Annotated in this window: 20 protein-coding genes, 2 tRNA genes and 3 rRNA genes; 7 read left to right on the forward strand and 18 right to left on the reverse strand. The window is 55.9% G+C overall.

Features of this window, described 5'->3' with window-relative positions:
- Positions 1 to 30: 30 nt before the first annotated feature.
- From phnK to AC4IC4_RS01695, 11 genes are all read right to left on the reverse strand, one after another.
- Positions 31 to 786 (reverse strand): phosphonate C-P lyase system protein PhnK, encoded by a 756-nt coding sequence (phnK, locus tag AC4IC4_RS01645; RefSeq protein WP_473701779.1) that lies wholly within the window; start codon positions 784 to 786, stop codon positions 31 to 33.
- Positions 783 to 1,628, reverse strand: coding sequence for an alpha-D-ribose 1-methylphosphonate 5-phosphate C-P-lyase PhnJ (locus AC4IC4_RS01650; RefSeq protein ID WP_032650644.1), 846 nt, complete (start codon positions 1,626 to 1,628; stop codon positions 783 to 785). The genes phnK and AC4IC4_RS01650 overlap by 4 nt, the downstream gene beginning before the upstream one ends.
- A complete protein-coding gene (locus AC4IC4_RS01655) occupies positions 1,621 to 2,685 on the reverse strand; it encodes a carbon-phosphorus lyase complex subunit (protein WP_491472034.1) in 1,065 nt (354 codons plus the stop codon). The genes AC4IC4_RS01650 and AC4IC4_RS01655 overlap by 8 nt, the downstream gene beginning before the upstream one ends.
- Positions 2,685 to 3,269, reverse strand: a complete 585-nt coding sequence (gene phnH, locus AC4IC4_RS01660; protein ID WP_032650648.1) for a phosphonate C-P lyase system protein PhnH — start codon at positions 3,267 to 3,269, stop codon at positions 2,685 to 2,687. Before phnH ends, AC4IC4_RS01655 begins: the two co-directional genes overlap by 1 nt.
- Positions 3,266 to 3,718, reverse strand: coding sequence for a phosphonate C-P lyase system protein PhnG (gene phnG, locus AC4IC4_RS01665; protein WP_491472035.1), 453 nt, complete (start codon positions 3,716 to 3,718; stop codon positions 3,266 to 3,268). The genes phnH and phnG overlap by 4 nt, the downstream gene beginning before the upstream one ends.
- Positions 3,719 to 4,444, reverse strand: coding sequence for a phosphonate metabolism transcriptional regulator PhnF (gene phnF, locus AC4IC4_RS01670; protein ID WP_032662528.1), 726 nt, complete (start codon positions 4,442 to 4,444; stop codon positions 3,719 to 3,721). It abuts the gene before it with no gap.
- Positions 4,445 to 4,464: 20 nt separating this feature from the next.
- Positions 4,465 to 5,241 (reverse strand): phosphonate ABC transporter, permease protein PhnE, encoded by a 777-nt coding sequence (gene phnE / locus AC4IC4_RS01675; RefSeq protein WP_491472036.1) that lies wholly within the window; start codon positions 5,239 to 5,241, stop codon positions 4,465 to 4,467.
- Positions 5,242 to 5,358: 117 nt separating this feature from the next.
- Positions 5,359 to 6,375: a phosphonate ABC transporter substrate-binding protein gene (gene phnD, locus AC4IC4_RS01680; protein WP_024906756.1), complete on the reverse strand. Its 1,017-nt coding sequence runs from the start codon at positions 6,373 to 6,375 to the stop codon at positions 5,359 to 5,361.
- Between the two features lie 24 nt (positions 6,376 to 6,399).
- The gene (gene phnC, locus AC4IC4_RS01685; protein ID WP_048990326.1) at positions 6,400 to 7,188 is read right to left on the reverse strand and encodes a phosphonate ABC transporter ATP-binding protein; all 789 of its coding nucleotides are present in this window, start codon (positions 7,186 to 7,188) and stop codon (positions 6,400 to 6,402) included.
- 135 nt (positions 7,189 to 7,323) lie between these two features.
- Positions 7,324 to 7,761 (reverse strand): VOC family metalloprotein YjdN, encoded by a 438-nt coding sequence (gene yjdN, locus AC4IC4_RS01690; protein ID WP_491472037.1) that lies wholly within the window; start codon positions 7,759 to 7,761, stop codon positions 7,324 to 7,326.
- Between the two features lie 80 nt (positions 7,762 to 7,841).
- A complete protein-coding gene (locus AC4IC4_RS01695) occupies positions 7,842 to 8,177 on the reverse strand; it encodes a zinc ribbon domain-containing protein YjdM (protein WP_023310096.1) in 336 nt (111 codons plus the stop codon).
- 596 nt (positions 8,178 to 8,773) lie between these two features.
- Here AC4IC4_RS01695 and crfC point away from each other — a divergent pair.
- Together crfC and AC4IC4_RS01705 are read left to right on the forward strand one after the other, a co-directional pair.
- Positions 8,774 to 11,128 (forward strand): clamp-binding protein CrfC, encoded by a 2,355-nt coding sequence (gene crfC / locus AC4IC4_RS01700; RefSeq protein ID WP_491472038.1) that lies wholly within the window; start codon positions 8,774 to 8,776, stop codon positions 11,126 to 11,128.
- Positions 11,125 to 12,000: a diguanylate cyclase regulator RdcB family protein gene (locus AC4IC4_RS01705; protein ID WP_024906760.1), complete on the forward strand. Its 876-nt coding sequence runs from the start codon at positions 11,125 to 11,127 to the stop codon at positions 11,998 to 12,000. Before crfC ends, AC4IC4_RS01705 begins: the two co-directional genes overlap by 4 nt.
- Positions 12,001 to 12,056: 56 nt before the next feature.
- On the opposite strand, the gene kdgT is transcribed toward AC4IC4_RS01705, so the two are convergent.
- Entirely contained in the window at positions 12,057 to 13,049 is a 993-nt protein-coding gene (gene kdgT / locus AC4IC4_RS01710; RefSeq protein ID WP_024906761.1) for a 2-keto-3-deoxygluconate transporter, read from the reverse strand.
- Positions 13,050 to 13,698: 649 nt separating this feature from the next.
- Here kdgT and proP point away from each other — a divergent pair.
- Positions 13,699 to 15,201, forward strand: a complete 1,503-nt coding sequence (gene proP / locus AC4IC4_RS01715) for a glycine betaine/L-proline transporter ProP (protein WP_491472039.1) — start codon at positions 13,699 to 13,701, stop codon at positions 15,199 to 15,201.
- Positions 15,202 to 15,234: 33 nt separating this feature from the next.
- Here proP and AC4IC4_RS01720 read toward each other — a convergent pair whose 3' ends face one another.
- The gene (locus AC4IC4_RS01720) at positions 15,235 to 16,188 is read right to left on the reverse strand and encodes a nickel/cobalt transporter (RefSeq protein ID WP_048990339.1); all 954 of its coding nucleotides are present in this window, start codon (positions 16,186 to 16,188) and stop codon (positions 15,235 to 15,237) included.
- A 497-nt stretch (positions 16,189 to 16,685) separates the two neighbouring features.
- Here AC4IC4_RS01720 and AC4IC4_RS01725 point away from each other — a divergent pair.
- From AC4IC4_RS01725 to rrf, 4 genes are all read left to right on the forward strand, one after another.
- Positions 16,686 to 18,225, forward strand: a 16S ribosomal RNA gene (locus AC4IC4_RS01725).
- 85 nt (positions 18,226 to 18,310) lie between these two features.
- A tRNA-Glu gene (locus AC4IC4_RS01730) sits at positions 18,311 to 18,386 on the forward strand.
- 183 nt (positions 18,387 to 18,569) lie between these two features.
- Positions 18,570 to 21,475, forward strand: a 23S ribosomal RNA gene (locus AC4IC4_RS01735).
- A gap of 69 nt (positions 21,476 to 21,544) precedes the next feature.
- A 5S ribosomal RNA gene (gene rrf / locus AC4IC4_RS01740) occupies positions 21,545 to 21,660 on the forward strand.
- The 16S, 23S and 5S rRNA genes sit together here with 1 tRNA gene alongside, the layout of an rRNA operon.
- 245 nt (positions 21,661 to 21,905) lie before the next feature.
- On the opposite strand, the gene AC4IC4_RS01745 is transcribed toward rrf, so the two are convergent.
- The 5 genes from AC4IC4_RS01745 to AC4IC4_RS01765 all read right to left on the reverse strand — a co-directional run bounded on the left by AC4IC4_RS01745 (position 21,906) and on the right by AC4IC4_RS01765 (position 26,145).
- Positions 21,906 to 21,981 (reverse strand) — tRNA-Phe (locus AC4IC4_RS01745).
- A gap of 127 nt (positions 21,982 to 22,108) precedes the next feature.
- Positions 22,109 to 22,684, reverse strand: coding sequence for a transcriptional regulator (locus tag AC4IC4_RS01750; protein WP_491472040.1), 576 nt, complete (start codon positions 22,682 to 22,684; stop codon positions 22,109 to 22,111).
- A 49-nt stretch (positions 22,685 to 22,733) separates the two neighbouring features.
- The gene (locus AC4IC4_RS01755; RefSeq protein ID WP_491472041.1) at positions 22,734 to 24,431 is read right to left on the reverse strand and encodes a protein-disulfide reductase DsbD; all 1,698 of its coding nucleotides are present in this window, start codon (positions 24,429 to 24,431) and stop codon (positions 22,734 to 22,736) included.
- Complete coding sequence (cutA, locus tag AC4IC4_RS01760) at positions 24,407 to 24,730, reverse strand: divalent cation tolerance protein CutA (protein WP_014168278.1); 324 nt, start codon at positions 24,728 to 24,730, stop codon at positions 24,407 to 24,409. Before cutA ends, AC4IC4_RS01755 begins: the two co-directional genes overlap by 25 nt.
- A gap of 113 nt (positions 24,731 to 24,843) precedes the next feature.
- Positions 24,844 to 26,145, reverse strand: a complete 1,302-nt coding sequence (locus AC4IC4_RS01765) for an anaerobic C4-dicarboxylate transporter (RefSeq protein WP_491472042.1) — start codon at positions 26,143 to 26,145, stop codon at positions 24,844 to 24,846.
- Between the last annotated feature and the right edge of the window lie 35 nt (positions 26,146 to 26,180).

The following is a 26,180-nucleotide window of genomic DNA, read 5'->3' on the forward strand; positions in this document are numbered from 1 at the left end:
AAAGCGCAGCGCCACCCGGCGGCAGTAACCTCAGTTCTGCAACACGGACGACACCAGAAGCTGGGTGTACGGATGGTGGGGATCGTCGAGCACGCGGTCGGTTAACCCACTTTCCACCACCTGGCCCTGCTTCATCACCAGCAGACGGTCCGCCAGCAGGCGCGCGACGCCCAGATCGTGGGTGACAATGACCACCGCAAGGTTCAGATCTACCACCAGGCCGCGCAGCAGGTCGAGCAGGCGCGCCTGCACCGAGACGTCCAGCCCGCCGGTGGGTTCATCCATAAACACCAGCTTCGGGTGCGTGACCAGGTTGCGGGCGATCTGCAGGCGCTGCTGCATACCGCCGGAGAAGGTGGTGGGCAGGTCGTCGATGCGCGAGGCGGGGATTTCAACTTCTTCCAGCCAGTGCTGCGCCGTAGCGCGGATATTGCCGTAATGGCGCGCGCCGGTGGCCATCAGGCGTTCGCCGATGTTGCCGCCCGCCGAGACCTGACGGCGCAGGCCGTCCATCGGGTGCTGATGCACCACGCCCCACTCGGTGCGCAGCAGGCGGCGGCGCTCGCCCTCGCTCATGCCGTAGAGGGAGTGTCCCTGATAGAGTATCTCGCCGTGTTGCGGCGCGAGGCGCGCGGAGATGGACTTCAGCAGGGTGGTTTTGCCGGAGCCGGACTCGCCGACGATCCCCAGCACTTCGCCCGGCCACAGCTCGAACGACACGTCGCTAAAGCCTTTGCCCGGCGCGTAAAGGTGGGTCAGGTTGTTAACCGAAAGCAGCGGTTTCATTGGCCGTTCGCCTCGCTCTGTTGGCGGCAGAAATCGGTGTCGGAGCAGACAAACATCCGTTTGCCCGTGTCATCCAGCACCACTTCATCCAGATAGCTGTGTTTGGATCCGCAGATGGCGCACGGCTCATCCCACTCCTGCACCGTAAACGGGTGATCGTCGAAATCCAGGCTTTCGACACGCGTGTAAGGCGGGACGGCGTAGATGCGTTTTTCACGCCCGGCGCCGAACAGCTGCAGGGCGGGCATCATGTCCATCTTCGGGTTATCGAATTTCGGGATCGGCGACGGATCCATGACGTAGCGCCCATTCACCTTCACCGGGTAGGCGTAGGTGGTGGCGATATGGCCGAAGCGGGCGATATCCTCATACAGCTTCACCTGCATGACGCCGTACTCTTCCAGGGCGTGCATGGTGCGGGTCTCCGTTTCGCGCGGCTCGATAAAGCGCAGCGGCTCCGGAATTGGCACCTGGAAAATCAAAATCTGATCTTCAGCGAGCGGGGTTTCCGGAATGCGGTGACGGGTCTGGATCAGCGTCGCGTCTTCGGTTTTTTCCGTGGTCGCGACGCCCGTTACCCGCTGAAAGAAGTTGCGGATCGACACGGCGTTGGTGGTGTCGTCCGCGCCCTGGTCGATGACCTTCAGCACGTCCGCCTCGCCGATCACGCTGGCGGTGATCTGAATACCGCCCGTGCCCCAGCCGTAGGGCATCGGCATTTCGCGGCCGCCGAACGGCACCTGATAGCCCGGAATGGCCACCGCTTTAAGTATCGCTCGACGGATCATGCGTTTGGTTTGCTCATCCAGATAGGCAAAGTTGTAGCCGCTTAAGTTAGCCATTGGCGCGCTCCCGTTGCAGGCGTTTCAGCAGTTCCAGTTCGGCCTGGAAATCGACGTAGTGCGGCAGCTTGAGGTGCGAGACAAAGCCCGCGGCCTCAACGTTATCCGCGTGGGCCAGCACGAACTCTTCGTCCTGCGCCGGGCCTGCAACGTGCTCGCCGTAGTCCGGTGCCTGCAGCGCACGGTCAACCAGCGCCATCGCCATGGCCTTGCGCTCGCCGAGGCCAAACACCAGCCCGTAGCCGCGGGTAAAGTGCGGGTCTTCATTTTCGGGCGCGACAAAACCGTTCACCATTTCGCATTCGGTCATCAGCAGTTCGCCGACGTTGACGGCAAATCCCAGCTCTTCCGGCACGATTTCGACGTCGATGTAGCCGCTGCGGATCTCAGCCGCAAACGGGTGGTTGCGCCCGTAGCCGCGCTGGGTGGAGTAGGCCAGCGCCAGCAGATAGCCTTCGTCGCCGCGCATCAGCTGCTGCAGGCGGGACGATCGCGAGCACGGGTAAACCGGCGGCGTGCGGGTGATGTCATCCGGCTGCGCGCCGGAATCCGCTTCCGCCTTCGCCAGACCCTGTTTCGCCAGCAGGCTGAAAACGTGCGGAGACGGTTCCTGTTCAGCGTCAGAGGTACTGAGCGGCGGCGCTTCGCCGTTCGCCAGCAGGGTAAAATCCAGCAGGCGATGGGTGTAGTCACAGGTAGGGCCAAGCAGCTGGCCGCCGGGGATGTCTTTATAAACGGCAGAAATGCGGCGCTCCAGGCGCATCTCCGCCGTGTTCACCGGCTCGCTGACCGCCAGTTTGGCAAGCGTGGTGCGGTAGGCGCGCAGCAGGAAGATGGCTTCCACGTTATCGCCGCTGGCCTGCTTCAGGGCCAGCGCCGCCAGCTCGCGGTCGGCGATGCCGCCCTCGGTCATCACCCGGTCGACGGCGAGATTAAGCTGCTGTTCAATCTGGGCGACGCTCAGCTCGGGCAGCTGTTCATCGCCCCGTCGTCTGTGCGCCTGCAGCGCATGGGCGGCGGCGATAGCCTTCTCGCCCCCTTTGACGGCAACGTACATCAGCACACCTCCACATGGGTGGTCCGCGGGATTGCCAGCAGGCGTTCGCCGCAGGTCAGGATCAGGTCAATGCCCAGCGGGAACGGGTGCGGGCGTTCGGTCAGCTCGTGAATGATGCACTCCGGCAACTGCGGCGCGACCATGCGCTCGTCGGCGATGCCTGCCCCGGTGAGGCGCAGCATGCGGCCGCCGCTGAGGCTGGAGACCTGCAGGATCAGCGTGGCGCTGGTTTCCGGGGCGACGGCGCTGCCTTCGCTCAGGGCGTTGAGCTGTTCATGGCTGATTTGCTCGTCGGCCACGGCAAAAACCGCCTGCCGGGGCTGATCGACCAGCGGGGCGCCGGTGTGAAAGCGCAGGTTCTGGCTGGCGATGTCGTTCGACAGCGCGCCCGAGAGCCACACCGGGGTGTCGTTATCGGCAAGCGTCAGCAGCACGCTGGTGGTCGCCAGGTTCAGCGGCAGCCAGCCCTGGGAGAGCTGGTGCAGCGAGACGATCACGCCCGGCTCGCTCATCGCCTTCAGCAGGCGACGAAAACTGTGTTGGGCATCCTGGACGGCCAGGGTAAAAGCAGGTTGAAGCGTCATGCGTTGTCTCCGCGAACGAGCGTAAAGAAGTCGACCCGGCTGGCGTTCACTTCGGCCTGACGTGCGGCAATGCGCGCGGCGCGGTCAGCTTCCAGCGGGGCAATAAGGGTTTCCATCAGCGTCTGGAAATTCGGTTGTTCCTGTAAAAGCGCGTCGATCACCGCGCAGCGCTCGGCGTGGGCTTTATCACGCCCGAGCACGTAGCTGTAGCCCAGCGTGCCGCTGTTCAGACGGATCGCCGCGCGGGTGAGGGTGGCGTCTCCGGCGAAGAAGCGCTCGCCGGTGCCGCCCATGCGCGCCTGGATCTGAACGAGGCCGATCTCCGGGGCGCGGAGGGTGTCGTAATCGGGTGCCAGACTAAGGGCGCTCATGCGGGCAGAGAGCGCGGCAGGCTGGCTGTGGGCCAGAACGCGCATCCAGCGCTGTCGGGTGGCGGTGTCGAAGTGCATTCAGTGCTCCATGGTGAATTCGATCATGTCGGCGCGGGTCAGGCTGACGGAGTATTCCGTCGCGTTGATCTCGCCGTCACGGTGGTTGAGGGTGCGCACGCAGAGCAGCGGGGCCATATTGGGAATTTCGAGCACCTTGCTCTCTTTCGCCTGCGCGCGACGGGCGCTGATGCGCGTCTGTGTGCGCTTGAGCGCAATGCCTGTCGCATCCTGAAGAAAATCATGCAGCGATCCGCTGGAGAAATGCTGCAGCACGGGCCAGAGGGCAAGGTCCGCGAAGTAATGGTCTATCTGGCACACCGCCACGCCGTTGACGCGGCGCAGGGTGCGCAGGTGGATGACGTTATCGCCCTCCTGAATCCCCAGCGCGTCCGCCACGTGGCTGGAGGCCGGGCGTAATACCGAGAGCAGCTTTTCGCTGGTCGGGTGGCTGCCCTGATCCAGCAGGTTCTGGCTAAAGCGCGCCTGGGCGTTAAGCGGGTAGTCGAACGGGCGCATCAGCACCAGCACGCCCACGCCCTGACGGCGCTGGACCCAGCCGCGCTCGACCAGCTGGTCAATGGCGCGGCGCAGGGTGTGTCGGTTCACCTCATAGCGGTCGGCAAGCTGCTGCTCGGCGGGGAGGTAGTCCCCGCAGCGGTAGTGCGTGCGTAGCTCCACTTCGAGCTTTGCCGCAATCTCTTGCCAGCGGGTGGGGTAACTGGTCGGATGTCTGGATAAGTGCATAGAAAACAAAGCCTCGCTTCTCAGATGAAGTGCTTACGCAAACGTTGAGAGAGGAAATCCAGCAGGCTGACGGTGACGATGATGAGTACCATCAGGGCGCAGGTTTGCTGGAACTGGAAACCGCGAATTGCTTCCCACAGGGTGACGCCAATCCCGCCTGCGCCGACCATGCCGACGACGGTGGCGGAGCGAACGTTGGACTCAAAGCGGTACAGGGAGTAGGAGATCAGCAGGGGCATCACCTGCGGCAGGACGCCGTAGAGGATCTCTTCGATTTTGTTGGCACCCGTTGCGCGGATGCCTTCCACCGGGCCGGGCTCGATGGCTTCGACCGCCTCGGAGAGCAGCTTGGAAAGCACGCCGGTGGTGTGGATGAACAGCGCCATTACGCCGGCGAACGGACCCAGGCCGACGGCGACCACGAACAGCATCGCAAAGACCATTTCGTTGATGGCGCGGCAGGCGTCCATCAGGCGACGCATGGGCTGATACACCCACCACGGCACGATGTTTTCGGCGCTCATCAGGCCAAATGGAATAGAGAGAACGACGGCCAGCGCGGTGCCCCAGACGGCGATTTGCAGGGTGACCGCCATTTCGCGGAGATAGTCCTGCCACTGGCTGAAGTCCGGCGGGAAGAAGTCGGCGGCGAAGGTCGCCATGTTGCCCGCGTCTTTGAAGAGCAGCGGATCCATTTCCGCGCCCTTCCAGGAGATAACCAGCACCGCCAGCAGGATGGCCCAGCTTATGAGCGAGAACCAGCTGCGCTTTGGCGGTGGGAGGGTGATGGTTTGCATGTTGGCTCCTTTGGGTTTAGTCCCCTCTCCCTTGAGGGAGAGGGTTAGGGTGAGGGGGAAATGTGCGCGCTGATGCCCTCACCCCGGCCCTCTCCCACAGGGAGAGGGAGAAAGGCACTACTGCACCGCTTTATTCACGCTGGTCATTGCACCGAGCGCGGCGGTCAGGCGGTCGAGGTCTTCAAGCTGGGCCTGAATCGCGGCCACTTTGCTGGTTTTCTCCTCGTCCTTCAGGCCTTTGTTGTCCTTCACGCCCTGCATCTCTTTAAACAACGCCAGCTGACGAATCGGGACCAGCTGCAGGTCGCTTGACGGGCGGAACGGTGCCCAGCCCAGACGTTCGAGGACTGCTTTCTCTTCCGGCGTTTTGCCATAGGTCATAAAGAAGTCGTACACCTTGTCCTTGGTGCTTTCGGACAGGTTTTTACGCCACACAATCGGGTCGCCGGGGATCAGCGGCGATTTCCAGATAACCTTGATCTCTTTCAGCTTGTCCGGTGCGGAGGTCTTCAGCTTGTCGAGGTTTTCGGTGTTGTTGGTGGCAACATCCACCTGCTTGTTGGCCACGGCCAGAGCGTTGGTTTCATGACTGGCGTTCACCGTGCGTTTGAAGTCGCTGGCGGAGGCGTTGTTTTTGGCGAAGACGTAGTAGCCAGGGACAAGGTAACCCGAGGTGGAGTTCGGATCGCCGTTGCCGAAGGTCAGCTCTTTGCGTTTGGCGAGCATGTCGTTGAGGTTGTTGATTGGGCTGTCTTTGTTGACGATCAGCACGCTCCAGTACCCCGGGGAGCCATCTGCCGCGACGGTCTGGGCAAAGACCTGGCCGTTCGCGCGGTCCACCGCTTCCATGGCGGAGAGGTTGCCGTACCAGGCGATGTCCACTTTGTTAAAGCGCATCCCCTGGATGATGCCCGCGTAGTCCGGGGCGAAGAAGGCGTTCACTTTGATCCCCAGCTTGGTTTCCATATCTTTCAGGAACGGTTCCCACTGAGGCTTCAGGTTCTGCTGTGATTCCGTCGAAATAATGCCGAAGTTCAGCGCTTTTTCCTGCTCTTGTGCATACGCCGGGCTTAGGAGGGTGCTGAGGCTGAACATGCTGGTAAAGGCCAGCGCGGCAACGGCTTTGTAGCTCATGTACTTTCCTCGGATCGGGTTTAATTAAGCAGCCTGCGCGTTCTCTTCGACGCGGTTAATGCTGCGGTAGAGATGGTCAAAACGTTCGTTATCAAACTGATGGCTCGCGCCATCAAAGAACACGTGTCCCTGACGCAGGGCGACAATGCGTTCGCAGTAGCGCAGGGCGTAATCCACCTGATGCAGCGTGACCACCACGGTAATGCCGTCGTTCTGGTTAATGTCGCGCAGGGTCTCCATCACGATGCGGGCGGACTCCGGATCCAGCGAGGCAATGGGTTCGTCAGCAAGAATGATTTGCGCTTTCTGCATCAGGGCGCGGGCGATGGCGACGCGCTGCTGCTGTCCACCGGACAGGGTGGAAACGCGCTGGTGGGCGAAATGCGCCATGCCGACGCGGGTCAGCGCCTGTAAGGCTTCCTGCTTTTGGGAAGGGGAGAACCAGCGCAGGCAGGTACGCCAGAACGGGGTGCTGCCGAGCGCGCCAATCAGCACGTTCTCCAGCACCGTCAGGCGGTTTACCAGGTTGAACTGCTGGAAGATGTAGCCCGTCTGGGCGCGGCTCTTGCGGATATCGCTGGCGAGACGCCCCGCGCGCTGCACGGTATTGCCCAGCAGCTCGACGTGGCTTTCCGGCGTTTTATCGCAGATGATAAGGCCGCTTAAATGACGCAGAAGGGTGGATTTACCTGAACCAGATGGCCCGAGAAGCGCCACCATGTCGCCCTGCTGGACGGTCAGATCAACGGCATGCAGAGCCTTATTGTGATTGAAGGTCTTGCTCAGTTTCTCGACGCGGATGACAGTTTGCATGTGCTGGGCCTCACGATAAATGTGGCCTCATGCTGGCGCATCAATGTGACATTTGGGTTAAGTCTGGGTTGCGGGAGTTTGAAGAGTTGAGCGGAGTTTGATGACAGGCGGAGGCAGAACGCCCCCGCCAGAAAATTAGTGCTGCTGTTTAACGACGTTAATCATCCACGGCACGCCGTATTTATCGGTGACTTTACCGAAACCGTGTGCCCAGAAGGTTTCCTGCCAGCCCATTTCGATATTCCCGCCCGCGGCGAGGTTGTCGAACCAGCGCTTGCCTTCATTGACGTCCTGGGTATCGAGTACCAGCGTGAAACCCGCGTACTGTGCGTTGCTGCCCGGCGGCATCCCGTCGCTCATCATGATATCGCTGCCTGCAATGCGGACGTTGGAGTGAGCGATAGCGGAATCCGGAAATTTCATACCGGACGGACAGCCTTCCTCGCTGTTATCGCTTTTTGGCATTTCGCCGAAGGTGATTTTATAGAGAGGTTCTGCGCCGACGGCTTGCTGGTAGAAGGCGGTGGCCTCTGCGCAGTTGCCGGCGAAAGAGATGTAGGGACTTAACGGCATAATCTTTACCTCACGTAAGAAAAGCCCATTAAGTGTAGTTCCCGAAAGCCCGGTAAGCGAAGCGCCACCGGGCGGGTAAATCAGTTCTTTTTCACGAACTCTGATTTCAGTTTCATCGGACCGAAGCCGTCAATTTTGCAGTCGATATTATGATCGCCTTCCACCAGACGGATATTCTTCACTTTGGTGCCAATCTTCAGCATGGAAGAACTGCCTTTTACTTTCAGGTCCTTAATCACGGTTACGCTGTCGCCGTCCGCCAGCAGATTGCCGTTCGCATCTTTTACGACAAGTGCATCAGCATCGTGTGATGGTTCGGCATCATTCCATTCGTGAGCGCATTCCGGGCAGATGAACATGCCATTATCTTCATAGGTGTATTCAGAATTGCATTTCGGGCAGTGTGGGAGTGACATATCGGTATCCTCAAAAAGTGTAAACGCGCTGGAAGTGCCAGCTAAATGACGGCAGTGTGCCGAAAAAGGCGGCAAGTATAGCGCAAATCCACACGGTTGTCGGTGATATTGTGAATTAAAAAAGATGCAAAAAGCGTATCGGGAGTGACACTTCCTGTCAGTCAGATAAGCGATGCTTACGTCATTAGCACGGTGGGAAAAAATTGATGCTAAATATATCGAATATTTTATTGCAGCAAATTGCTACGCCCCTCCATTTCGGATAAGGTGAAGCAACACATCGTTATTTATCTCCTGACCTCGCTGCCATACATATCTTTTGGCAGGGGCGTATTACCTCTCTTTTTAGATGGGTAAATAATGATGATATATCCTGAAGTTTCTTAAAATTGGGCTACGCTTTTTTCTTTTGGCTGTCAGGCCAGGAGGAGAGCTTTACACGCCATGCAAGGATAGCGAATTATTTCTGATTATCATCAATCAGTTATATTTCGGCGAACATGTTTTCCACACGTGATCATATAAGCCTGAACAACATAATTAATACCAGTGGCTTAATAAAAGTAATAAATTTGCGTTAAGGAAAGTCTTTTATCATGCACACACAGACCATTTTTGAATTAAGCCAGGAAGCCGAGCGTTTGTTACAGCTCGCCCTGCAAAATCTTGATACGTTGAAATCAATGCCGGCTGCGATGCTGGAGAGCACAGCGGCTGCCATTACGGGTGAAAAGAACAACGTTTTACCTTTGCATTTTAGTGCGCGCGGCGTCGATGCACAGCAGGCGATGCTGAATAATGAATTACGGAAAATAACCCGGCTGGAAATGGTCCTGGCTATTGTTGGCACCATGAAAGCGGGGAAATCGACCACCATTAATGCGATTGTAGGGACCGAAGTGTTGCCGAACCGCAATCGTCCGATGACGGCGCTTCCCACCCTGATTCGGCACACGCCAGGTCAGAAGGACCCGGTGCTGCATTTTTCACATGCCTCGCCGATTGATGAATTGATTCAACTGCTCCAGAAAAAGCTATGCGATTACGATCGGGGGAAGCTGGCCCAGCATCTTGAAATTGATAAAGACATGAATACGCTGCTGGAGCGCATTGAAAAAGGAGAAGCTTTTGAGAAGCATCACCTTGGCGCGCAGCCGATATTTCATTGTCTGAAAAGCCTCAACGACCTGGTGAGACTTTCCCAGGCGTTAGGTGTGGCGTTTCCGTTCTCTGAATATGCGGCTATCGAACATATTCCGGTCATTGAAGTGGAGTTCGTGCATCTTGCGGGTCTGGATGCTCATCTCGGACAGCTGACGCTGCTCGATACACCCGGGCCGAATGAGGCCGGACAGCCACATCTGCAAAAAATGCTCAACGAGCAATTGTCCCGTGCGTCGGCGGTGCTGGCCGTGATGGATTACACCCAGCTTAAATCCATCTCTGATGAAGAAGTTCGCCAGGCCATTTCCGCTGCGGGAAAATCAGTGCCGTTGTATGCGCTGGTCAATAAATTCGATCAGAAAGATCGCAATAGCGACGATGAAGAGCAGGTCCGGGCGATGATCTCCGGTACCTTAATGAAGGGCAATATTTCGCCTGGCCAGATCTACCCCGTTTCATCCATGTGGGCATATCTGGCGAACCGCGCGCGCTACGAGATGAGTACCCACGGACAGCTGCCGGATCATCAGGAGCAGCCCTGGGTGCAGGATTTTGCCGAGGCTGCGCTTGGACGTCGCTGGCGCACGGCGGACCTGGACGATATCGATCATATTCGTCATTCTGCCGATTTGCTCTGGGAAGATTCGCTGTTTGAACAACCCATACGCAAATTGATTTACGCCGCCTATGCCAATGCCTCGCTATACGCGCTGCGTTCGGCTTCGCATAAGCTCCTTAATTACGCACAAAATGCCCGGGAGTACCTCGACTTCCGCTATCAGGGTCTGACGGTTGCCTTTGAGGCGCTGGAATTGAATATTGCACGTCTGGAAGAGGACACGGCGCTTCTTCAGACGCGCCAGTGCGTCGTGAGCGATGAGGTGAAACATGAAGTTGATGAGGCGCTGAACGCCACTGCGGACTTTATGGGGGCCCAAAAAATCGCGCTTAACCATGCGATTGGCGAGGTGTTCAGCGCTCGGCATATTCTTGATCTGGCAGGCATCGATCGGCAGAACCCTCACGGTGGCGAGCCGCACGAGCTGAAGCAGCTGGTTCTGGACGATGAAGGGCAGGCGCAGATCGCGCTGAGTAAAATCCGCTCCTCCTGCGAGCTGGTGATGCTGGATGCGCAGACGAAGATTTGCCGGGAACTGGCGTTACGCTTCGACCAGCTTGAGTCTACGCTGGCGCGTTCCCTGAACGAAGCCATGCGCCCTATCGAAGCACGTATTAAAGAGCATCTGAGCCATGCGGGTTTTCGGGCGCGAATCAGTTTCCCGGCGTTTCAGGCGAGCCAGCTTAACTTCAATACGCGGGCGCTGTTTAACGATGCGATTGCGCAGGATGACAGTCAGGCAGACCCGCCATCAGGCGGGAGCAGCATGCGGGAAACGGTCTCTCGCTGGCTCAATAATCCGGGCTGGGGCTGGGATGAGTATGTGGAAACGCGCACGCGCTATGTTATCGACATTGCGCAGCTACATGACAAATTTAAGCAACATATTGAGCAGTTTTGTGAACAAATACGTAAAGCTTTGTCCGCGCAGGTCGATGTCTCTGTTACGGCAGGAATGGCAACGTTCTTTGCAGAATTTTCGTTGTGCCTGACCGGGTTACAGGAAAGCTTGCGTGATAGCCTCGCAGTGCGTCAACAGAATGAGCATTCAACCCGAGCGCTCTGCCAGTTGTTGAAGCAAAGTATCACTACTGCGACGTGGATACAGGAAGATACCCGACTGTTACGCGATGATATTCAAACTCTATTCGCGGCAGAGCAACCATGACAACACCACTACTGGACGGTCCCGGGCGAACGCTGGAGTGTATTAATCCAAAATTTATGGTCGATCTGGTACAGGGGGGAGACGCGGCGCGTCATCCTCACCTGGGACCACAGCAGCTTCAGTTTCGTGAGCGTTTGACGCAGGAAATCATGACGCATACCCGGCTACGCCCCTGGGCGATGGCGGGGATGCTCAATGAAAATGCGGGGCTGCGCCTGGGGCTGGCGGAAAAACTGGCCGGCATGCTTGATCCGGGTCATCTCGCGCTGACGCTGATGGCAGAGAAGCTGATTGCTTTGCGCCAGCAGACTCACCCGCGCGCCCCGCAATCCCCTGGGCTGATGCAGCAATACGGTGAACTCGCTTCTCATTTTACCCAACGCGCAGCCTATAAAGAGAAGGCGTTGACCCAGCGCGGGCTCACGGTGCAGGCGGGCGAGCATAGCGAGCAGATTTTCACCCGCTGGCGGGCCGGGCACTATGATGGCTGGTCGCTGGCCGGGCGCTGTTTTATTGTCCTGGAAGAGCTGCGCTGGGGGGCATTTGGTGATGCATGCCGCCTCGCGAATGAAGATGTAGCGGCAATGCTTAAGGATAACCTGCGCAGCATGGCGGCTAACTATCTGGCGCAGGGCATTAATGCGTCACCCACGACCCGCCATTTCTATCACCAATGGCTGACAACGCCGGCCTCTCCGGGTTTAATCGATCATAAAGACATGCTGGGGTGGCTGGGGGACTGGTGTCAGGCGGATCAACATCCGGTGAGCTGGTCAGTCACGCAAAACTGGCAGACCGTCGCGCTGGGTATGCCGAGGCTCTGTTCGGCAAAACGGCTGGTTGACGGGATGGTGGAAGAGATTTTTGGGTAAACCCCTCACCCTGACCCTCTCCCCGCAGGGGAGAGGGGATGGTTTGGGGCGGTGTGTTAATGATTCATTTCTATTGGTTTCGGTTCAGGCTGGGCCTCTTGCATATTCCCGTAGCGTTTCGCATACAGCGCCGTGATGATTGGCACCAGAATCGCGGTGACAATGACGCTGGCGGCAACCAGCGCCGTCGCTGAAGCGGCCACCGGTTCAAAGGCCGGGTTAATCTGGGCAATAATCACCGGGTTTGCGACGGCAGCCCCTGCGGCTGAAGAGGCGGCGACGCCGGCCGTGCCGTTTCCTCCTCCGATCACGCGGTCGGCAATGATCAGCGGAATACCGGTAATGACGATCACGGCGACCCCCAGCACAATACCCAGCAGGCCGGTATCGAGGATAACCTTCAGATTAATGGTGTTCCCCAGTGCGAAGCCGAAGAACGGGATCAGCACCGGCGTGGCTTTGCTGAAGAAATCACGCAGATCGTGATCGAGATTGCCAAGGGCAAAGCCGATCAGGAAGGGCAGGATCGCGCCGACAAAGTGGTGGGGTTCAAAAGAGGCCAGGCCAGCAGACCCCAGGATCAGCATCGTCATCAGCGGACCAGATTCCAGAGACATCAACACAAATGCGCCGGACTCTTCTTTCGTCCCATACTGGTTCATCAGGCTGGCGTACAATCCGCCGTTAGTCATATCCATCGCCGAGACAATCGCCAGGACCGATAATCCCGCGAAGAACCCGGTCTGAATTCCAGTCTCCGGGATGAACATCGCGCATATCATTGCTACCGCCCAGGCTACGGCTATTTTGGTTATCACCAGCGTGCCGGATTTCCGTATTACAGTACCTGTTGCCCGCAAATTAATGGATGCGCCGATACAAAAAAACCAGACGGCAAGAATCGGAACCGTGCCCGTTATCATGCCTTTTGTGAAACCGCCAAAATAAGCCCCGGTATCAGGGGCAAGGGTATTCAGGATGGCGCCCAGTACCAGCGGAACCAGCATCATACCGCCGGGTATGCGTTCTATCGTGGCTTTAATCTTCATGGACAAACCTCACATCGGATCCCGCAGGACGGGTGACAGGTGTTAAAAATTAGTCAATAAATTCAATTAATTGCTCTTGTCGTTTGCGGTGTTTTTTCGATAATCCTGCACGCATAATTAAATGTGTGCTCTCGATTAACCTCATTCTGTAAAACATAAAACGCTGAATTCGGATTTATCATGCGATCATTGGAATATCGATTCAATGAAAATAAAACATCGTTTTAGTTATCTTTGTCACATATTCAATGTAAAACCTGAGTCCGGTTCCTGTTGATGGAAATTTATGTAAATTTGATGTGAATTAACGTGGTTTGTTTTTCTGTTACGAAAGAAATAATGACGTGCGTGAGGATGCTCTTTAGGTAGGTTAAGGAAGTGCTTATTGGCACTCCTTGACAAAAATTTGACTAGGTTGACCGGACGCGAAAATATGTGTGAAGTTGATCACAAATATAAACGCTGGTAGGGTAAAAAGGTCATTAACTGCCCAGGCAGGCGTCAACAGGTTCGGTTGTATCGGCGTAAAACGTCAATGTAAGTAAACCTGCTACGCTTGAATAAGGCGATTCGCATGGAGCGGATCCCATGGTTCACAGAACGCAAACTGGACTGTGAAACAGACAGGGCCGAGTCAACGAGGATAGCTATGCTAAGAAGGAAAAAGATTAAACCCATCACACTTCGCGACGTCACCATTATTGATGACGCAAAGCTGCGTAAAGCCATTACCGCAGCCTCGCTCGGTAATGCGATGGAATGGTTCGATTTTGGTGTCTACGGCTTTGTGGCCTATGCGTTAGGTAAAGTGTTTTTCCCCGGGGCCGATCCCAGCCTTCAGATGATTGCCGCACTGGGTACGTTCTCCGTTCCCTTCCTGATTCGCCCGCTGGGTGGACTGTTCTTCGGTATGCTCGGCGATAAATATGGTCGTCAGAAAATCCTTGCCATCACCATCGTCATTATGTCGATCAGTACATTCTGTATCGGCCTTATCCCGTCTTACGCCACCATCGGCATTTGGGCACCGATTCTGTTGCTGATTTGTAAGATGGCTCAGGGCTTCTCCGTGGGGGGTGAATACACCGGCGCCTCGATCTTTGTTGCCGAGTACTCCCCGGACCGTAAGCGCGGGTTTATGGGAAGCTGGCTGGACTTCGGCTCGATTGCCGGGTTTGTTCTGGGCGCGGGCGTGGTGGTGCTGATTTCAACCGTAGTGGGAGAAGCGAACTTCCTCGACTGGGGCTGGCGTATCCCGTTCTTCCTGGCACTGCCGCTGGGGATCATTGGTCTCTACCTGCGTCATGCGCTTGAAGAAACGCCTGCGTTCCAGCAGCACGTCGATAAGCTGGAACAGGGTGACCGCGAAGGGCTGCAGGATGGTCCGAAGGTATCGTTCAAAGAGATCGCCACTAAGCACTGGCGCAGCCTGCTGACCTGTATTGGCCTGGTGATTTCGACCAACGTGACCTATTACATGCTGCTGACCTACATGCCGAGCTATCTGTCGCATAACCTGCACTACTCGGAAGATCACGGTGTCTTGATTATTATCGCCATCATGGTCGGTATGCTGTTTGTGCAGCCGATTATGGGCTTGTTGAGTGACCGTTTTGGCCGTCGACCGTTCATTATTCTGGGCAGCGTTGCGCTGTTTGCGCTGGCAATCCCGGCATTTATTCTGATTAACAGCGATGTGCTGGGGCTGATTTTTGCCGGTCTGCTGATGCTGGCGGTGATCCTTAACTGCTTTATCGGGGTGATGGCCTCAACGCTGCCCGCGATGTTCCCGACACATATTCGCTACAGCGCGCTGGCCGCGGCCTTTAACATCTCGGTGCTGATTGCCGGTCTGACCCCGACGCTTGCCGCCTCGCTGGTGGAGAGCACGCAGAACCTGATGATGCCGGCTTATTACCTGATGGCGATCGCGGTGATTGGTTTGATTACCGGTATTACCATGAAGGAGACGGCGAATCGTCCTCTGAAAGGCGCGACTCCTGCGGCATCGGATATTCAGGAAGCGAAAGAGATCCTGCGTGAGCACTACGATAACGTAGAGCAGAAGATTGAGGATATTGACGCAGAGATTGAAGAGCTGCAGAAAAAACGCTCCCGACTGGTGGACCAGCATCCACGCATCAACGAGTAATAAAAAAACCCGCCAACGGCGGGTTTTCTTTTATTAGCATCCGGCGGCGATGTAGTCGCCATTGGCACTGATAGGGATCACCGTCAGGAACAGCACCGTCGCGAACAGGATCAGGACTATCCCTCCGGCTATTTTGACTGCCGGTACGAGCCATCTTAATGAGGCGCTTTCTCCGAACCAGCTCACCGTGCGCTCGCGGGCGTAGCGTACTGCCAGTGAAAGCCCCACGATAGAAAGCGCGGTTCCCAAAGACATGGTCATGACGGCGGCCACCCCCCAGGTGACAATGCCCAGCGCGTTCGAAAACATCAGAATCATGATCGCCCCGCTGCACGGGCGTGCGCCAATCGCCAGAATCACACCAAGACGGGTTTTCCAGTCGCTTTGTGTCAGGTTTGCCCCCACGCCATGATGACCGCAGCCACAGTGTTCATCGTGCTGATGAAGCGGTTTGATGGCTGAGATCGTTAACCTGTGTGGACGCAGGCTCTTCAGCGCCTGGTAAATAACAAACGCGCCAAATGCGCCAATAAGCACTGCACTTATCTTCTCCACGTACCAGCGGCTGGTACTGATATCCCCTGAGGCGAGGTTAAACCCTATAGCCAGAATAAAGACAAAAAGAATGGCGCTGACGCCCTGCATCAGGCTACCCAGAAAGGGGACGACCCGGGCGGCCAGCTCGCTTTCCTTATTGGTGGTCAGATAGGTCGTCACAATGAATTTTCCATGCCCGGGTCCGATGGCGTGGAGAACGCCATAAAGGAAAGCGCCCGTTAACAGCCATAATCCGCCGCTGTACTGGTGGTTATTAAGCTGCAGCAGATACATCACCAGATAACGGTGCAGCGTAATTTGTGTGGCGAGACACCACTGGATAAAAGCGTTCCAGTGCGCATGCAGGGTAAAACCGGCAAAGAGGATTGCCAGCAGCATCACTCCTGCTGTAGGGAGACGCCAGTCACGGGCGAGGCGTTGTGTGGTCATGAGGATGGGCCTGCACAGGGGAGAGTATTTGCCGCTAGTATAGTTGATCTTCCCGCGCAATTCGTAGGATCGCATCGCGATCCGCTCATGACTGTGGATAACTTTGTGTATAAAAGGGTATAAGGCGGGGTTTTGCTGGGGAATGCAGCAGTCAGTCATTTTTTTGCAACTTTTCGGTTGCGGTCGTTCGGGAACTCCCTATAATGCGCCTCCATCGACACGGCGGATGTGAATCACTTCACACAACAAGCGGTTCGGTTGAAGAGAAAAAATCCTGAAATAACGGGTTGACTCTGAAAGAGGAAAGCGTAATATACGCCACCTCGCAACGGTGAGCGAAAGCCGCGTTGCACTGCTCTTTAACAATTTATCAGACAATCTGTGTGGGCACTCAAAGTGACATGGATTCTTAACGTCCTCGGACGAAAAATGAATACCAAGTCTCTGAGTGAACATACGTAATTCATTACGAAGTTTAATTCACGAGCATCAAACTTAAATTGAAGAGTTTGATCATGGCTCAGATTGAACGCTGGCGGCAGGCCTAACACATGCAAGTCGAGCGGTAGCACAGAGAGCTTGCTCTCGGGTGACGAGCGGCGGACGGGTGAGTAATGTCTGGGAAACTGCCTGATGGAGGGGGATAACTACTGGAAACGGTAGCTAATACCGCATAACGTCGCAAGACCAAAGAGGGGGACCTTCGGGCCTCTTGCCATCAGATGTGCCCAGATGGGATTAGCTAGTAGGTGGGGTAACGGCTCACCTAGGCGACGATCCCTAGCTGGTCTGAGAGGATGACCAGCCACACTGGAACTGAGACACGGTCCAGACTCCTACGGGAGGCAGCAGTGGGGAATATTGCACAATGGGCGCAAGCCTGATGCAGCCATGCCGCGTGTATGAAGAAGGCCTTCGGGTTGTAAAGTACTTTCAGCGGGGAGGAAGGTGCTGAGGTTAATAACCTCAGCAATTGACGTTACCCGCAGAAGAAGCACCGGCTAACTCCGTGCCAGCAGCCGCGGTAATACGGAGGGTGCAAGCGTTAATCGGAATTACTGGGCGTAAAGCGCACGCAGGCGGTCTGTCAAGTCGGATGTGAAATCCCCGGGCTCAACCTGGGAACTGCATTCGAAACTGGCAGGCTAGAGTCTTGTAGAGGGGGGTAGAATTCCAGGTGTAGCGGTGAAATGCGTAGAGATCTGGAGGAATACCGGTGGCGAAGGCGGCCCCCTGGACAAAGACTGACGCTCAGGTGCGAAAGCGTGGGGAGCAAACAGGATTAGATACCCTGGTAGTCCACGCCGTAAACGATGTCGACTTGGAGGTTGTGCCCTTGAGGCGTGGCTTCCGGAGCTAACGCGTTAAGTCGACCGCCTGGGGAGTACGGCCGCAAGGTTAAAACTCAAATGAATTGACGGGGGCCCGCACAAGCGGTGGAGCATGTGGTTTAATTCGATGCAACGCGAAGAACCTTACCTACTCTTGACATCCAGAGAACTTTCCAGAGATGGATTGGTGCCTTCGGGAACTCTGAGACAGGTGCTGCATGGCTGTCGTCAGCTCGTGTTGTGAAATGTTGGGTTAAGTCCCGCAACGAGCGCAACCCTTATCCTTTGTTGCCAGCGGTTAGGCCGGGAACTCAAAGGAGACTGCCAGTGATAAACTGGAGGAAGGTGGGGATGACGTCAAGTCATCATGGCCCTTACGAGTAGGGCTACACACGTGCTACAATGGCGCATACAAAGAGAAGCGACCTCGCGAGAGCAAGCGGACCTCATAAAGTGCGTCGTAGTCCGGATTGGAGTCTGCAACTCGACTCCATGAAGTCGGAATCGCTAGTAATCGTAGATCAGAATGCTACGGTGAATACGTTCCCGGGCCTTGTACACACCGCCCGTCACACCATGGGAGTGGGTTGCAAAAGAAGTAGGTAGCTTAACCTTCGGGAGGGCGCTTACCACTTTGTGATTCATGACTGGGGTGAAGTCGTAACAAGGTAACCGTAGGGGAACCTGCGGTTGGATCACCTCCTTACCTTAAAGAACCTGCCTTTGCAGTGCTCACACAGATTGTCTGATGAAAAGTAAATAGCAAGGCGTCTTGCGATTGAGACTTCAGTGTCCCCTTCGTCTAGAGGCCCAGGACACCGCCCTTTCACGGCGGTAACAGGGGTTCGAATCCCCTAGGGGACGCCACTTGCTGGTTCGTGAGTGAAAGTCACCTGCCGTCATATCTCAAAACTCATCTTCGGGTGACGTTTGAGATATTTGCTCTTTAAAAATCTGGATCAAGCTGAAAATTGAAACGACACATCTTAAATGGTGTGTTCGAGTCTCTCAAATTTTCGCAATCAGAAGTGAAACATCTTCGGGTTGTGAGGTTAAGCGACTAAGCGTACACGGTGGATGCCCTGGCAGTCAGAGGCGATGAAGGACGTGCTAATCTGCGAAAAGCGCCGGCGAGGTGATATGAACCTTTGACCCGGCGATGTCCGAATGGGGAAACCCAGTGTGATTCGTCACACTATCGTTAACTGAATACATAGGTTAACGAGGCGAACCGGGGGAACTGAAACATCTAAGTACCCCGAGGAAAAGAAATCAACCGAGATTCCCCCAGTAGCGGCGAGCGAACGGGGAGCAGCCCAGAGTCTGAATCAGCTTGTGTGTTAGTGGAAGCGTCTGGAAAGTCGCACGGTACAGGGTGACAGTCCCGTACACGAAAGCACACAGGTTGTGAACTCGAAGAGTAGGGCGGGACACGAGGTATCCTGTCTGAATATGGGGGGACCATCCTCCAAGGCTAAATACTCCTGACTGACCGATAGTGAACCAGTACCGTGAGGGAAAGGCGAAAAGAACCCCGGCGAGGGGAGTGAAAAAGAACCTGAAACCGTGTACGTACAAGCAGTGGGAGCACCTTCGTGGTGTGACTGCGTACCTTTTGTATAATGGGTCAGCGACTTATATTCTGTAGCAAGGTTAACTGTATAGGGGAGCCGAAGGGAAACCGAGTCTTAACTGGGCGTTAAGTTGCAGGGTATAGACCCGAAACCCGGTGATCTAGCCATGGGCAGGTTGAAGGTTGGGTAACACTAACTGGAGGACCGAACCGACTAATGTTGAAAAATTAGCGGATGACTTGTGGCTGGGGGTGAAAGGCCAATCAAACCGGGAGATAGCTGGTTCTCCCCGAAAGCTATTTAGGTAGCGCCTCGTGAACTCATCTTCGGGGGTAGAGCACTGTTTCGGCTAGGGGGCCATCCCGGCTTACCAACCCGATGCAAACTACGAATACCGAAGAATGTTATCACGGGAGACACACGGCGGGTGCTAACGTCCGTCGTGAAGAGGGAAACAACCCAGACCGCCAGCTAAGGTCCCAAAGTCATGGTTAAGTGGGAAACGATGTGGGAAGGCACAGACAGCCAGGATGTTGGCTTAGAAGCAGCCATCATTTAAAGAAAGCGTAATAGCTCACTGGTCGAGTCGGCCTGCGCGGAAGATGTAACGGGGCTAAACCATGCACCGAAGCTGCGGCAGCGACACTTAGGTGTTGTTGGGTAGGGGAGCGTTCTGTAAGCCGTTGAAGGTGTGCTGTGAGGCATGCTGGAGGTATCAGAAGTGCGAATGCTGACATAAGTAACGATAAAGCGGGTGAAAAGCCCGCTCGCCGGAAGACCAAGGGTTCCTGTCCAACGTTAATCGGGGCAGGGTGAGTCGACCCCTAAGGCGAGGCCGAAAGGCGTAGTCGATGGGAAACAGGTTAATATTCCTGTACTTGGTGTTACTGCGAAGGGGGGACGGAGAAGGCTATGTTAGCCGGGCGACGGTTGTCCCGGTTTAAGCATGTAGGCGGAACGATTAGGTAAATCCGGTCGTTTTTTAACGCTGAGGTGTGATGACGAGGCACTACGGTGCTGAAGTAACAAATGCCCTGCTTCCAGGAAAAGCCTCTAAGCATCAGGTAACACGAAATCGTACCCCAAACCGACACAGGTGGTCAGGTAGAGAATACCAAGGCGCTTGAGAGAACTCGGGTGAAGGAACTAGGCAAAATGGTGCCGTAACTTCGGGAGAAGGCACGCTGATATGTAGGTGAAGCCCCTGCGGGTGGAGCTGAAATCAGTCGAAGATACCAGCTGGCTGCAACTGTTTATTAAAAACACAGCACTGTGCAAACACGAAAGTGGACGTATACGGTGTGACGCCTGCCCGGTGCCGGAAGGTTAATTGATGGGGTTAGCGGTAACGCGAAGCTCTTGATCGAAGCCCCGGTAAACGGCGGCCGTAACTATAACGGTCCTAAGGTAGCGAAATTCCTTGTCGGGTAAGTTCCGACCTGCACGAATGGCGTAATGATGGCCAGGCTGTCTCCACCCGAGACTCAGTGAAATTGAACTCGCTGTGAAGATGCAGTGTACCCGCGGCAAGACGGAAAGACCCCGTGAACCTTTACTATAGCTTGACACTGAACACTGGTCCTTGATGTGTAGGATAGGTGGGAGGCTTTGAAGCGTGGACGCCAGTCTGCGTGGAGCCGTCCTTGAAATACCACCCTTTAATGGCTGGTGTTCTAACGTAGACCCGTAATCCGGGTTGCGGACAGTGTCTGGTGGGTAGTTTGACTGGGGCGGTCTCCTCCCAAAGAGTAACGGAGGAGCACGAAGGTTAGCTAATCCTGGTCGGACATCAGGAGGTTAGTGCAATGGCATAAGCTAGCTTGACTGCGAGAGTGACGGCTCGAGCAGGTGCGAAAGCAGGTCATAGTGATCCGGTGGTTCTGAATGGAAGGGCCATCGCTCAACGGATAAAAGGTACTCCGGGGATAACAGGCTGATACCGCCCAAGAGTTCATATCGACGGCGGTGTTTGGCACCTCGATGTCGGCTCATCACATCCTGGGGCTGAAGTAGGTCCCAAGGGTATGGCTGTTCGCCATTTAAAGTGGTACGCGAGCTGGGTTTAGAACGTCGTGAGACAGTTCGGTCCCTATCTGCCGTGGGCGCTGGAGAATTGAGGGGGGCTGCTCCTAGTACGAGAGGACCGGAGTGGACGCATCACTGGTGTTCGGGTTGTCATGCCAATGGCACTGCCCGGTAGCTAAATGCGGAAAAGATAAGTGCTGAAAGCATCTAAGCACGAAACTTGCCCCGAGATGAGTTCTCCCTGAGACTTTAAGTCTCCTGAAGGAACGTTAAAGACTATGACGTTGATAGGTCGGGTGTGTAAGCGCAGCGATGCGTTGAGCTAACCGATACTAATGAACCGTGAGGCTTAACCTTACAACGCCGAAGGTGTTTTGGCGAAGAGACAGACACGATTTTCAGCCTGATACAGATTAACAGAATTTGCCTGGCGGCTTTAGCGCGGTGGTCCCACCTGACCCCATGCCGAACTCAGAAGTGAAACGCCGTAGCGCCGATGGTAGTGTGGGGTCTCCCCATGTGAGAGTAGGGAACTGCCAGGCATCAATTAAGAAGAACCCCGTACCGAAAGGTGCGGGGTTTTTTGCTTTGTGCGTCAGAAATCATGGCGGATGGCGGCTTCGCCTTATCCTGCCTGCAAAATCCGTAGGCCCGGTAAGCGCAGCGCCACCGGGCAGACCAGACCGCACGATCTTACTGGAAAGAGATACAGGAATATAAAAACAGGGAAGGTTTTGGTAAGCGCAGAAAAGCAAAAACCCAGCCATAGGCTGGGTTCTTTAAATAGTGGTGCCCGGACTCGGAATCGAACCAAGGACACGGGGATTTTCAATCCCCTGCTCTACCGACTGAGCTATCCGGGCAACGGAGCGCATTAAACCGCAATCACGCTCTAGCGTCAACATTATTTCGGGAAAAGCTGTTCAACTGCTTAAGTTTGCGGCAATCTGGCGGTTTACGCGCCGAATACGTCGAATTTAACAGGTTCGCTTACGTCAATGCCCCGCCCATACGGCACTGAGCAAAGCGCAGAATATCTTCCGCCAGTCGGTGCGCCGTATCTACGTCGGCCTGGCTACGGTTCACCAGCATGCGGCTCAGGCAGCCCTCCAGCACCAGCTCCATCTGTTTCGCCACCATTGCCGGGTCATCCACTTCCAGCGTGGTCAGTAGCTCGTGGGTGAAGTCATGTGCCGCCCGTTTTTGCTGATCCGCCAGCTGATGGACAGGATGGCTTGGGTCGGGAAAATAAGTGCAGGCGGCGATGAACAGACAACCCGGGTACCGGTTGTTGCTGACACATTCCGTCAGGGCGGTATAGCGCGCCAGCAGCTTTTGTTCCGCAGTCAGTTCTTCATTCAGCATCAGCTGCCTGCGCCAGACATCAACCTGCTGGCTGAGATAGCGCAGGGCATCATAAACAAGCGCCTCTTTATCCGGCCAGAAGCGCTTAAGATCATCCAAGGGGTAATCGATACGGTCGGCTACCATCTCAAGCGTGGTGCTGGCGATCCCTTGAATCTCAAGTAATTGCAGGGCTTGTCCCAGTACGTCTTCACGTTGCACGGTTATCTCCTCCGCTATTCCCAACGGTTTGTCCCGTTTAAAGTGTTGTTTACGGTTGGCGATTGCGCAAATGCGCGTTAAATGCAGCTGCATCCATAAACCCGGTTACACGCTTTTCTGGCTGCTCCTGGCCCTGCTGATTGAAGAACAGAATGGTTGGCAGCCCGAGCACGTTAAGCTGCTTTAGCAGAGCCTTATCCTGCGCATTATTGGCGGTCACGTTCGCCTGAAGCAAAACGGTCTCTTTCAGGGCGCTTTGCACCTGCGGATCGCTAAAGGTATATTTCTCAAACTCTTTGCAGGCAACGCACCAGTCGGCATAGAGATCGAGCATCACCGGTTTGCCTTTTGCCTGTGCGAGCGCGCTGTTGAGCTCATCAACGTTCTTAATCTGGATGAAGTTCAGATGCGCCTGCGTCTGGCCTACCGGCGAGCCGAACGCCCAGTCCTGAAGAGGACGCACGCTCACCAGCGCGGCGGCGAGCAGGAGGATTTGCACCAGGCGCATCCACGCTTTTTTCGCCCCCAGACTGACGATAAACGCCCAGGAGAAGAATGCTACGCCGAGCATCGCCCACAGACGCAAACCCCAGACGTCGCCGATAATACGCTCGAGGAGGAACACCGGCAGCGCCAGAATCACAAAGCCAAACGCGGTTTTCACCGTCTCCATCCACGGGCCGCTCTTCGGCAGAAGTCGATTGCCGAAAACCGTGACCAGAATCAGCGGCAGGCCCATGCCCAGCGCGTAAAGGTACAACGTACCGCCGCCAAGCCACAGATTCCCGCTCTGGGCAATATAGAGCAGGATGGCGCTCAGCGGTGCGGTGGTGCAAGGGGAACAAATTAAACCAGCGATGGCTCCCATCGCGAATACCCCACCCGCCGAGCCACCCTGCTGGCGATTACTCATTAGCGTTAAGCGAGTTTGCAGAGACGACGGTAACTGCAGGGTAAACAGGCCGAACATCGACAGAGCCAGCAGGATAAACACCACCGACAAGCCAATAAGGACGTAAGGATGCTGCAGTGCGGCCTGGAACTGTAACCCGGCAGCGGCAACCACAAGGCCAAGGGCTGTGTAGGTCAACGCCATACCCTGCACGTAAATAAAGGCCAGCAGCAGCGCGCGGGCGGTGGAAAGCCGTTGCTTACCGCCCAGCACGATGCCAGAGATGAGCGGATACATCGGCAGCACGCACGGCGTAAAGGCAATGCCGATACCGATCAGCAAGGCCCACAGCGCGGAGAACGGAAGGTCTGACGCGGCTTCACTTTTACCGCTCTCCCCAGAGGGGAGAGGGGAGAAAGCGGCGGCAGCCTTAACTTCGCTGAGTGGAACGACCTTCGTTTCAGGCGGATAGCAGAATCCCGCGTCCGCGCACCCCTGATAGGTCACCGTCAGGGTCGCACCTTTATCCGCCTGATTCACCGTAACAGGCACGCTCAGGCGCTGGCGGTAGATTTCACTCTTGCCGTAGAACTCGTCCTCATGCCACTCGCCAGAGGGCATCTGTAAAGCGCCCACGCTGGCCTGAGCAGGTGTAATGCTTACCTGCTTGCGATAGAGGTAATAACCCTCTTTCACCTGCCAGTTGAGCGTAAGGTCATGCTGGTTTTGCTGAAAATCGAAAACGAAAGCCTGGTCGGCAGGGATGAAGTTCGAACGGCCGGGCGCGTCAAACAACCCGGCAAAAGCTGACGTGCTGCACAGCAGCAGGATCAGCGTAAGGAAGCGTTGAGCCATGAGAGATAGTCGTTATCGCCATGAACCACTGGCAGGACCAGCAGCTCCGGGGTTTGGTAAGGATGATGAGATTTGAGGCAGTCCAGGAGAGCCTGCTGATTCGCCAGATTAGTTTTGAGCAACATCTGAACTTCGTACTCTTGCTCCAGCTTGCCTTCCCAGTAATAAAGGGAGGTGGCACCGGGGAGGAGCGTCACGCAGGCAGCCAGTTTTTCGGCCAGCACTTTGGCGGCGAGATCCTGGGCAGAGGCTTCATCAGGGGCGGTACACAGTACGACAACAGCATCAGGCGTGTTCACAAGTCGACCTCCTCATCACGAAAGTCTTCACTATATCACGCAAGGCGATTGGTCATTAATGAAACGGGCCGCAGAGCGGCCCGATTTTAACTATTTTTACAACCACTCACCGTTTACAGCACCACGCCGCCAATGATAAAGCCGAGGATCACGCAAAGCGAAATGGCAACCACGCCCGGGATCAGGAACGCATGGTTAAACACATACTTACCGATACGGGTTGAGCCTGTGTCGTCCATCTCCACCGCCGCCAGCAGGGTTGGGTAGGTTGGCAGAACGAACAGGGCAGAAACCGCCGCGAAAGAGGCAATCGCCGTCAGCGGGGTAACGCCCAGCATCAGTGCCGCAGGCATCAGCGCTTTGGTGGTCGCCGCCTGGGAGTAAAGCAGGGTAGCGGCAAAGAACAGCACCACCGCCAGCAGCCACGGATAGTTGTGCAGCAGGTCGCCTGCTACGGTCTGAATGTCGCTGATGTGCGCTTTCACGAAGGTATCACCGAGCCACGCCACGCCCAGCACGCACACGCAGGCGCTCATACCGGATTTGAAGGTGCTGGCGTTCAGCACTTCGCTGGTATCAATTTTACAGGTGATGCTAATCAGCGTCGCGATGGTCAGCATGAACACCACAATCGCTTCGTTACGCGGCAGGACCGGGTTCTGGATCAGGCCCACGGTATCGCTGATAGCCGTCGCATAGAACATGACGGCGACGATACCGATCAGGAACAGCAGCACGGAGCGTTTCGCGTGCGGCTTCAGCTCGAAGACCTGGCTGCCGCGCAGGCTCACTTCACCTTTTGCCAGACGTTCCTGATAAACCGGATCGTCTTTCAGTTCAGCGCCGAGGAAGTTACACAGCACGGCAGTGATCATCACCGCAATCAGCGTCACCGGGATACAGATCCCCAGCAGCGTCAGGTAGCTCACGCCCATCGGCTCCAGGATACCGGCGAAGAAGACTACCGCAGCGGAAATTGGCGAGGCGGTAATCGCAATCTGGGACGCGACGACGGCAATAGAGAGCGGACGAGACGGACGGATACCCTGCTCTTTCGCCACTTCGGTAATCACCGGCAGCGTGGAGAAGGCGGTGTGGCCCGTACCGGCCAGAATGGTCATAAACCAGGTCACCAGCGGGGCAAGGAAGGTAATGTATTTTGGATGGCGGCGCAGCATACGCTCCGCCAGGCTCACCAGGTAGTCCATACCGCCTGCCACCTGCATGGCGGCGATAGCGGCAATAACGGCCATGATGATTTCGATAACGTCAAACGGGATTGCGCCGGGTTTAATCTGAAAGATAAGGGTAAGAACGAGCACCCCGAGACCACCAGCAAAACCGATGCCGATACCCCCGAGTCTTGCTCCCAAATAAATCGCCAACAAGACGATGACGAGTTCTGCTCCAAACATAAGGACCTTCCTTGCTTATTAACAAGTTGATATTG

The sequence above is a fragment of the Enterobacter sp. Taxon_2 genome, from assembly GCF_058355295.1.

Coding starts and splice junctions, on each gene's coding strand:
- kdgT (WP_024906761.1), bottom strand. CDS start 13,049: ATGAAGATTAAAGCCACGATAGAACGCATACCCGGCGGTATGATGCTG.
- phnD (WP_024906756.1), bottom strand. CDS start 6,375: ATGAGCTACAAAGCCGTTGCCGCGCTGGCCTTTACCAGCATGTTCAGC.
- AC4IC4_RS01650 (WP_032650644.1), bottom strand. CDS start 1,628: ATGGCTAACTTAAGCGGCTACAACTTTGCCTATCTGGATGAGCAAACC.
- phnF (WP_032662528.1), bottom strand. CDS start 4,444: ATGCACTTATCCAGACATCCGACCAGTTACCCCACCCGCTGGCAAGAG.
- AC4IC4_RS01705 (WP_024906760.1), top strand. CDS start 11,125: ATGACAACACCACTACTGGACGGTCCCGGGCGAACGCTGGAGTGTATT.
- AC4IC4_RS01695 (WP_023310096.1), bottom strand. CDS start 8,177: ATGTCACTCCCACACTGCCCGAAATGCAATTCTGAATACACCTATGAA.
- phnK (WP_473701779.1), bottom strand. CDS start 786: ATGAAACCGCTGCTTTCGGTTAACAACCTGACCCACCTTTACGCGCCG.
- phnC (WP_048990326.1), bottom strand. CDS start 7,188: ATGCAAACTGTCATCCGCGTCGAGAAACTGAGCAAGACCTTCAATCAC.
- AC4IC4_RS01720 (WP_048990339.1), bottom strand. CDS start 16,188: ATGACCACACAACGCCTCGCCCGTGACTGGCGTCTCCCTACAGCAGGA.
- AC4IC4_RS01765 (WP_491472042.1), bottom strand. CDS start 26,145: ATGTTTGGAGCAGAACTCGTCATCGTCTTGTTGGCGATTTATTTGGGA.
- phnG (WP_491472035.1), bottom strand. CDS start 3,718: ATGCACTTCGACACCGCCACCCGACAGCGCTGGATGCGCGTTCTGGCC.
- AC4IC4_RS01755 (WP_491472041.1), bottom strand. CDS start 24,431: ATGGCTCAACGCTTCCTTACGCTGATCCTGCTGCTGTGCAGCACGTCA.
- proP (WP_491472039.1), top strand. CDS start 13,699: ATGCTAAGAAGGAAAAAGATTAAACCCATCACACTTCGCGACGTCACC.
- crfC (WP_491472038.1), top strand. CDS start 8,774: ATGCACACACAGACCATTTTTGAATTAAGCCAGGAAGCCGAGCGTTTG.
- phnH (WP_032650648.1), bottom strand. CDS start 3,269: ATGACGCTTCAACCTGCTTTTACCCTGGCCGTCCAGGATGCCCAACAC.
- yjdN (WP_491472037.1), bottom strand. CDS start 7,761: ATGCCGTTAAGTCCCTACATCTCTTTCGCCGGCAACTGCGCAGAGGCC.
- phnE (WP_491472036.1), bottom strand. CDS start 5,241: ATGCAAACCATCACCCTCCCACCGCCAAAGCGCAGCTGGTTCTCGCTC.
- AC4IC4_RS01655 (WP_491472034.1), bottom strand. CDS start 2,685: ATGTACGTTGCCGTCAAAGGGGGCGAGAAGGCTATCGCCGCCGCCCAT.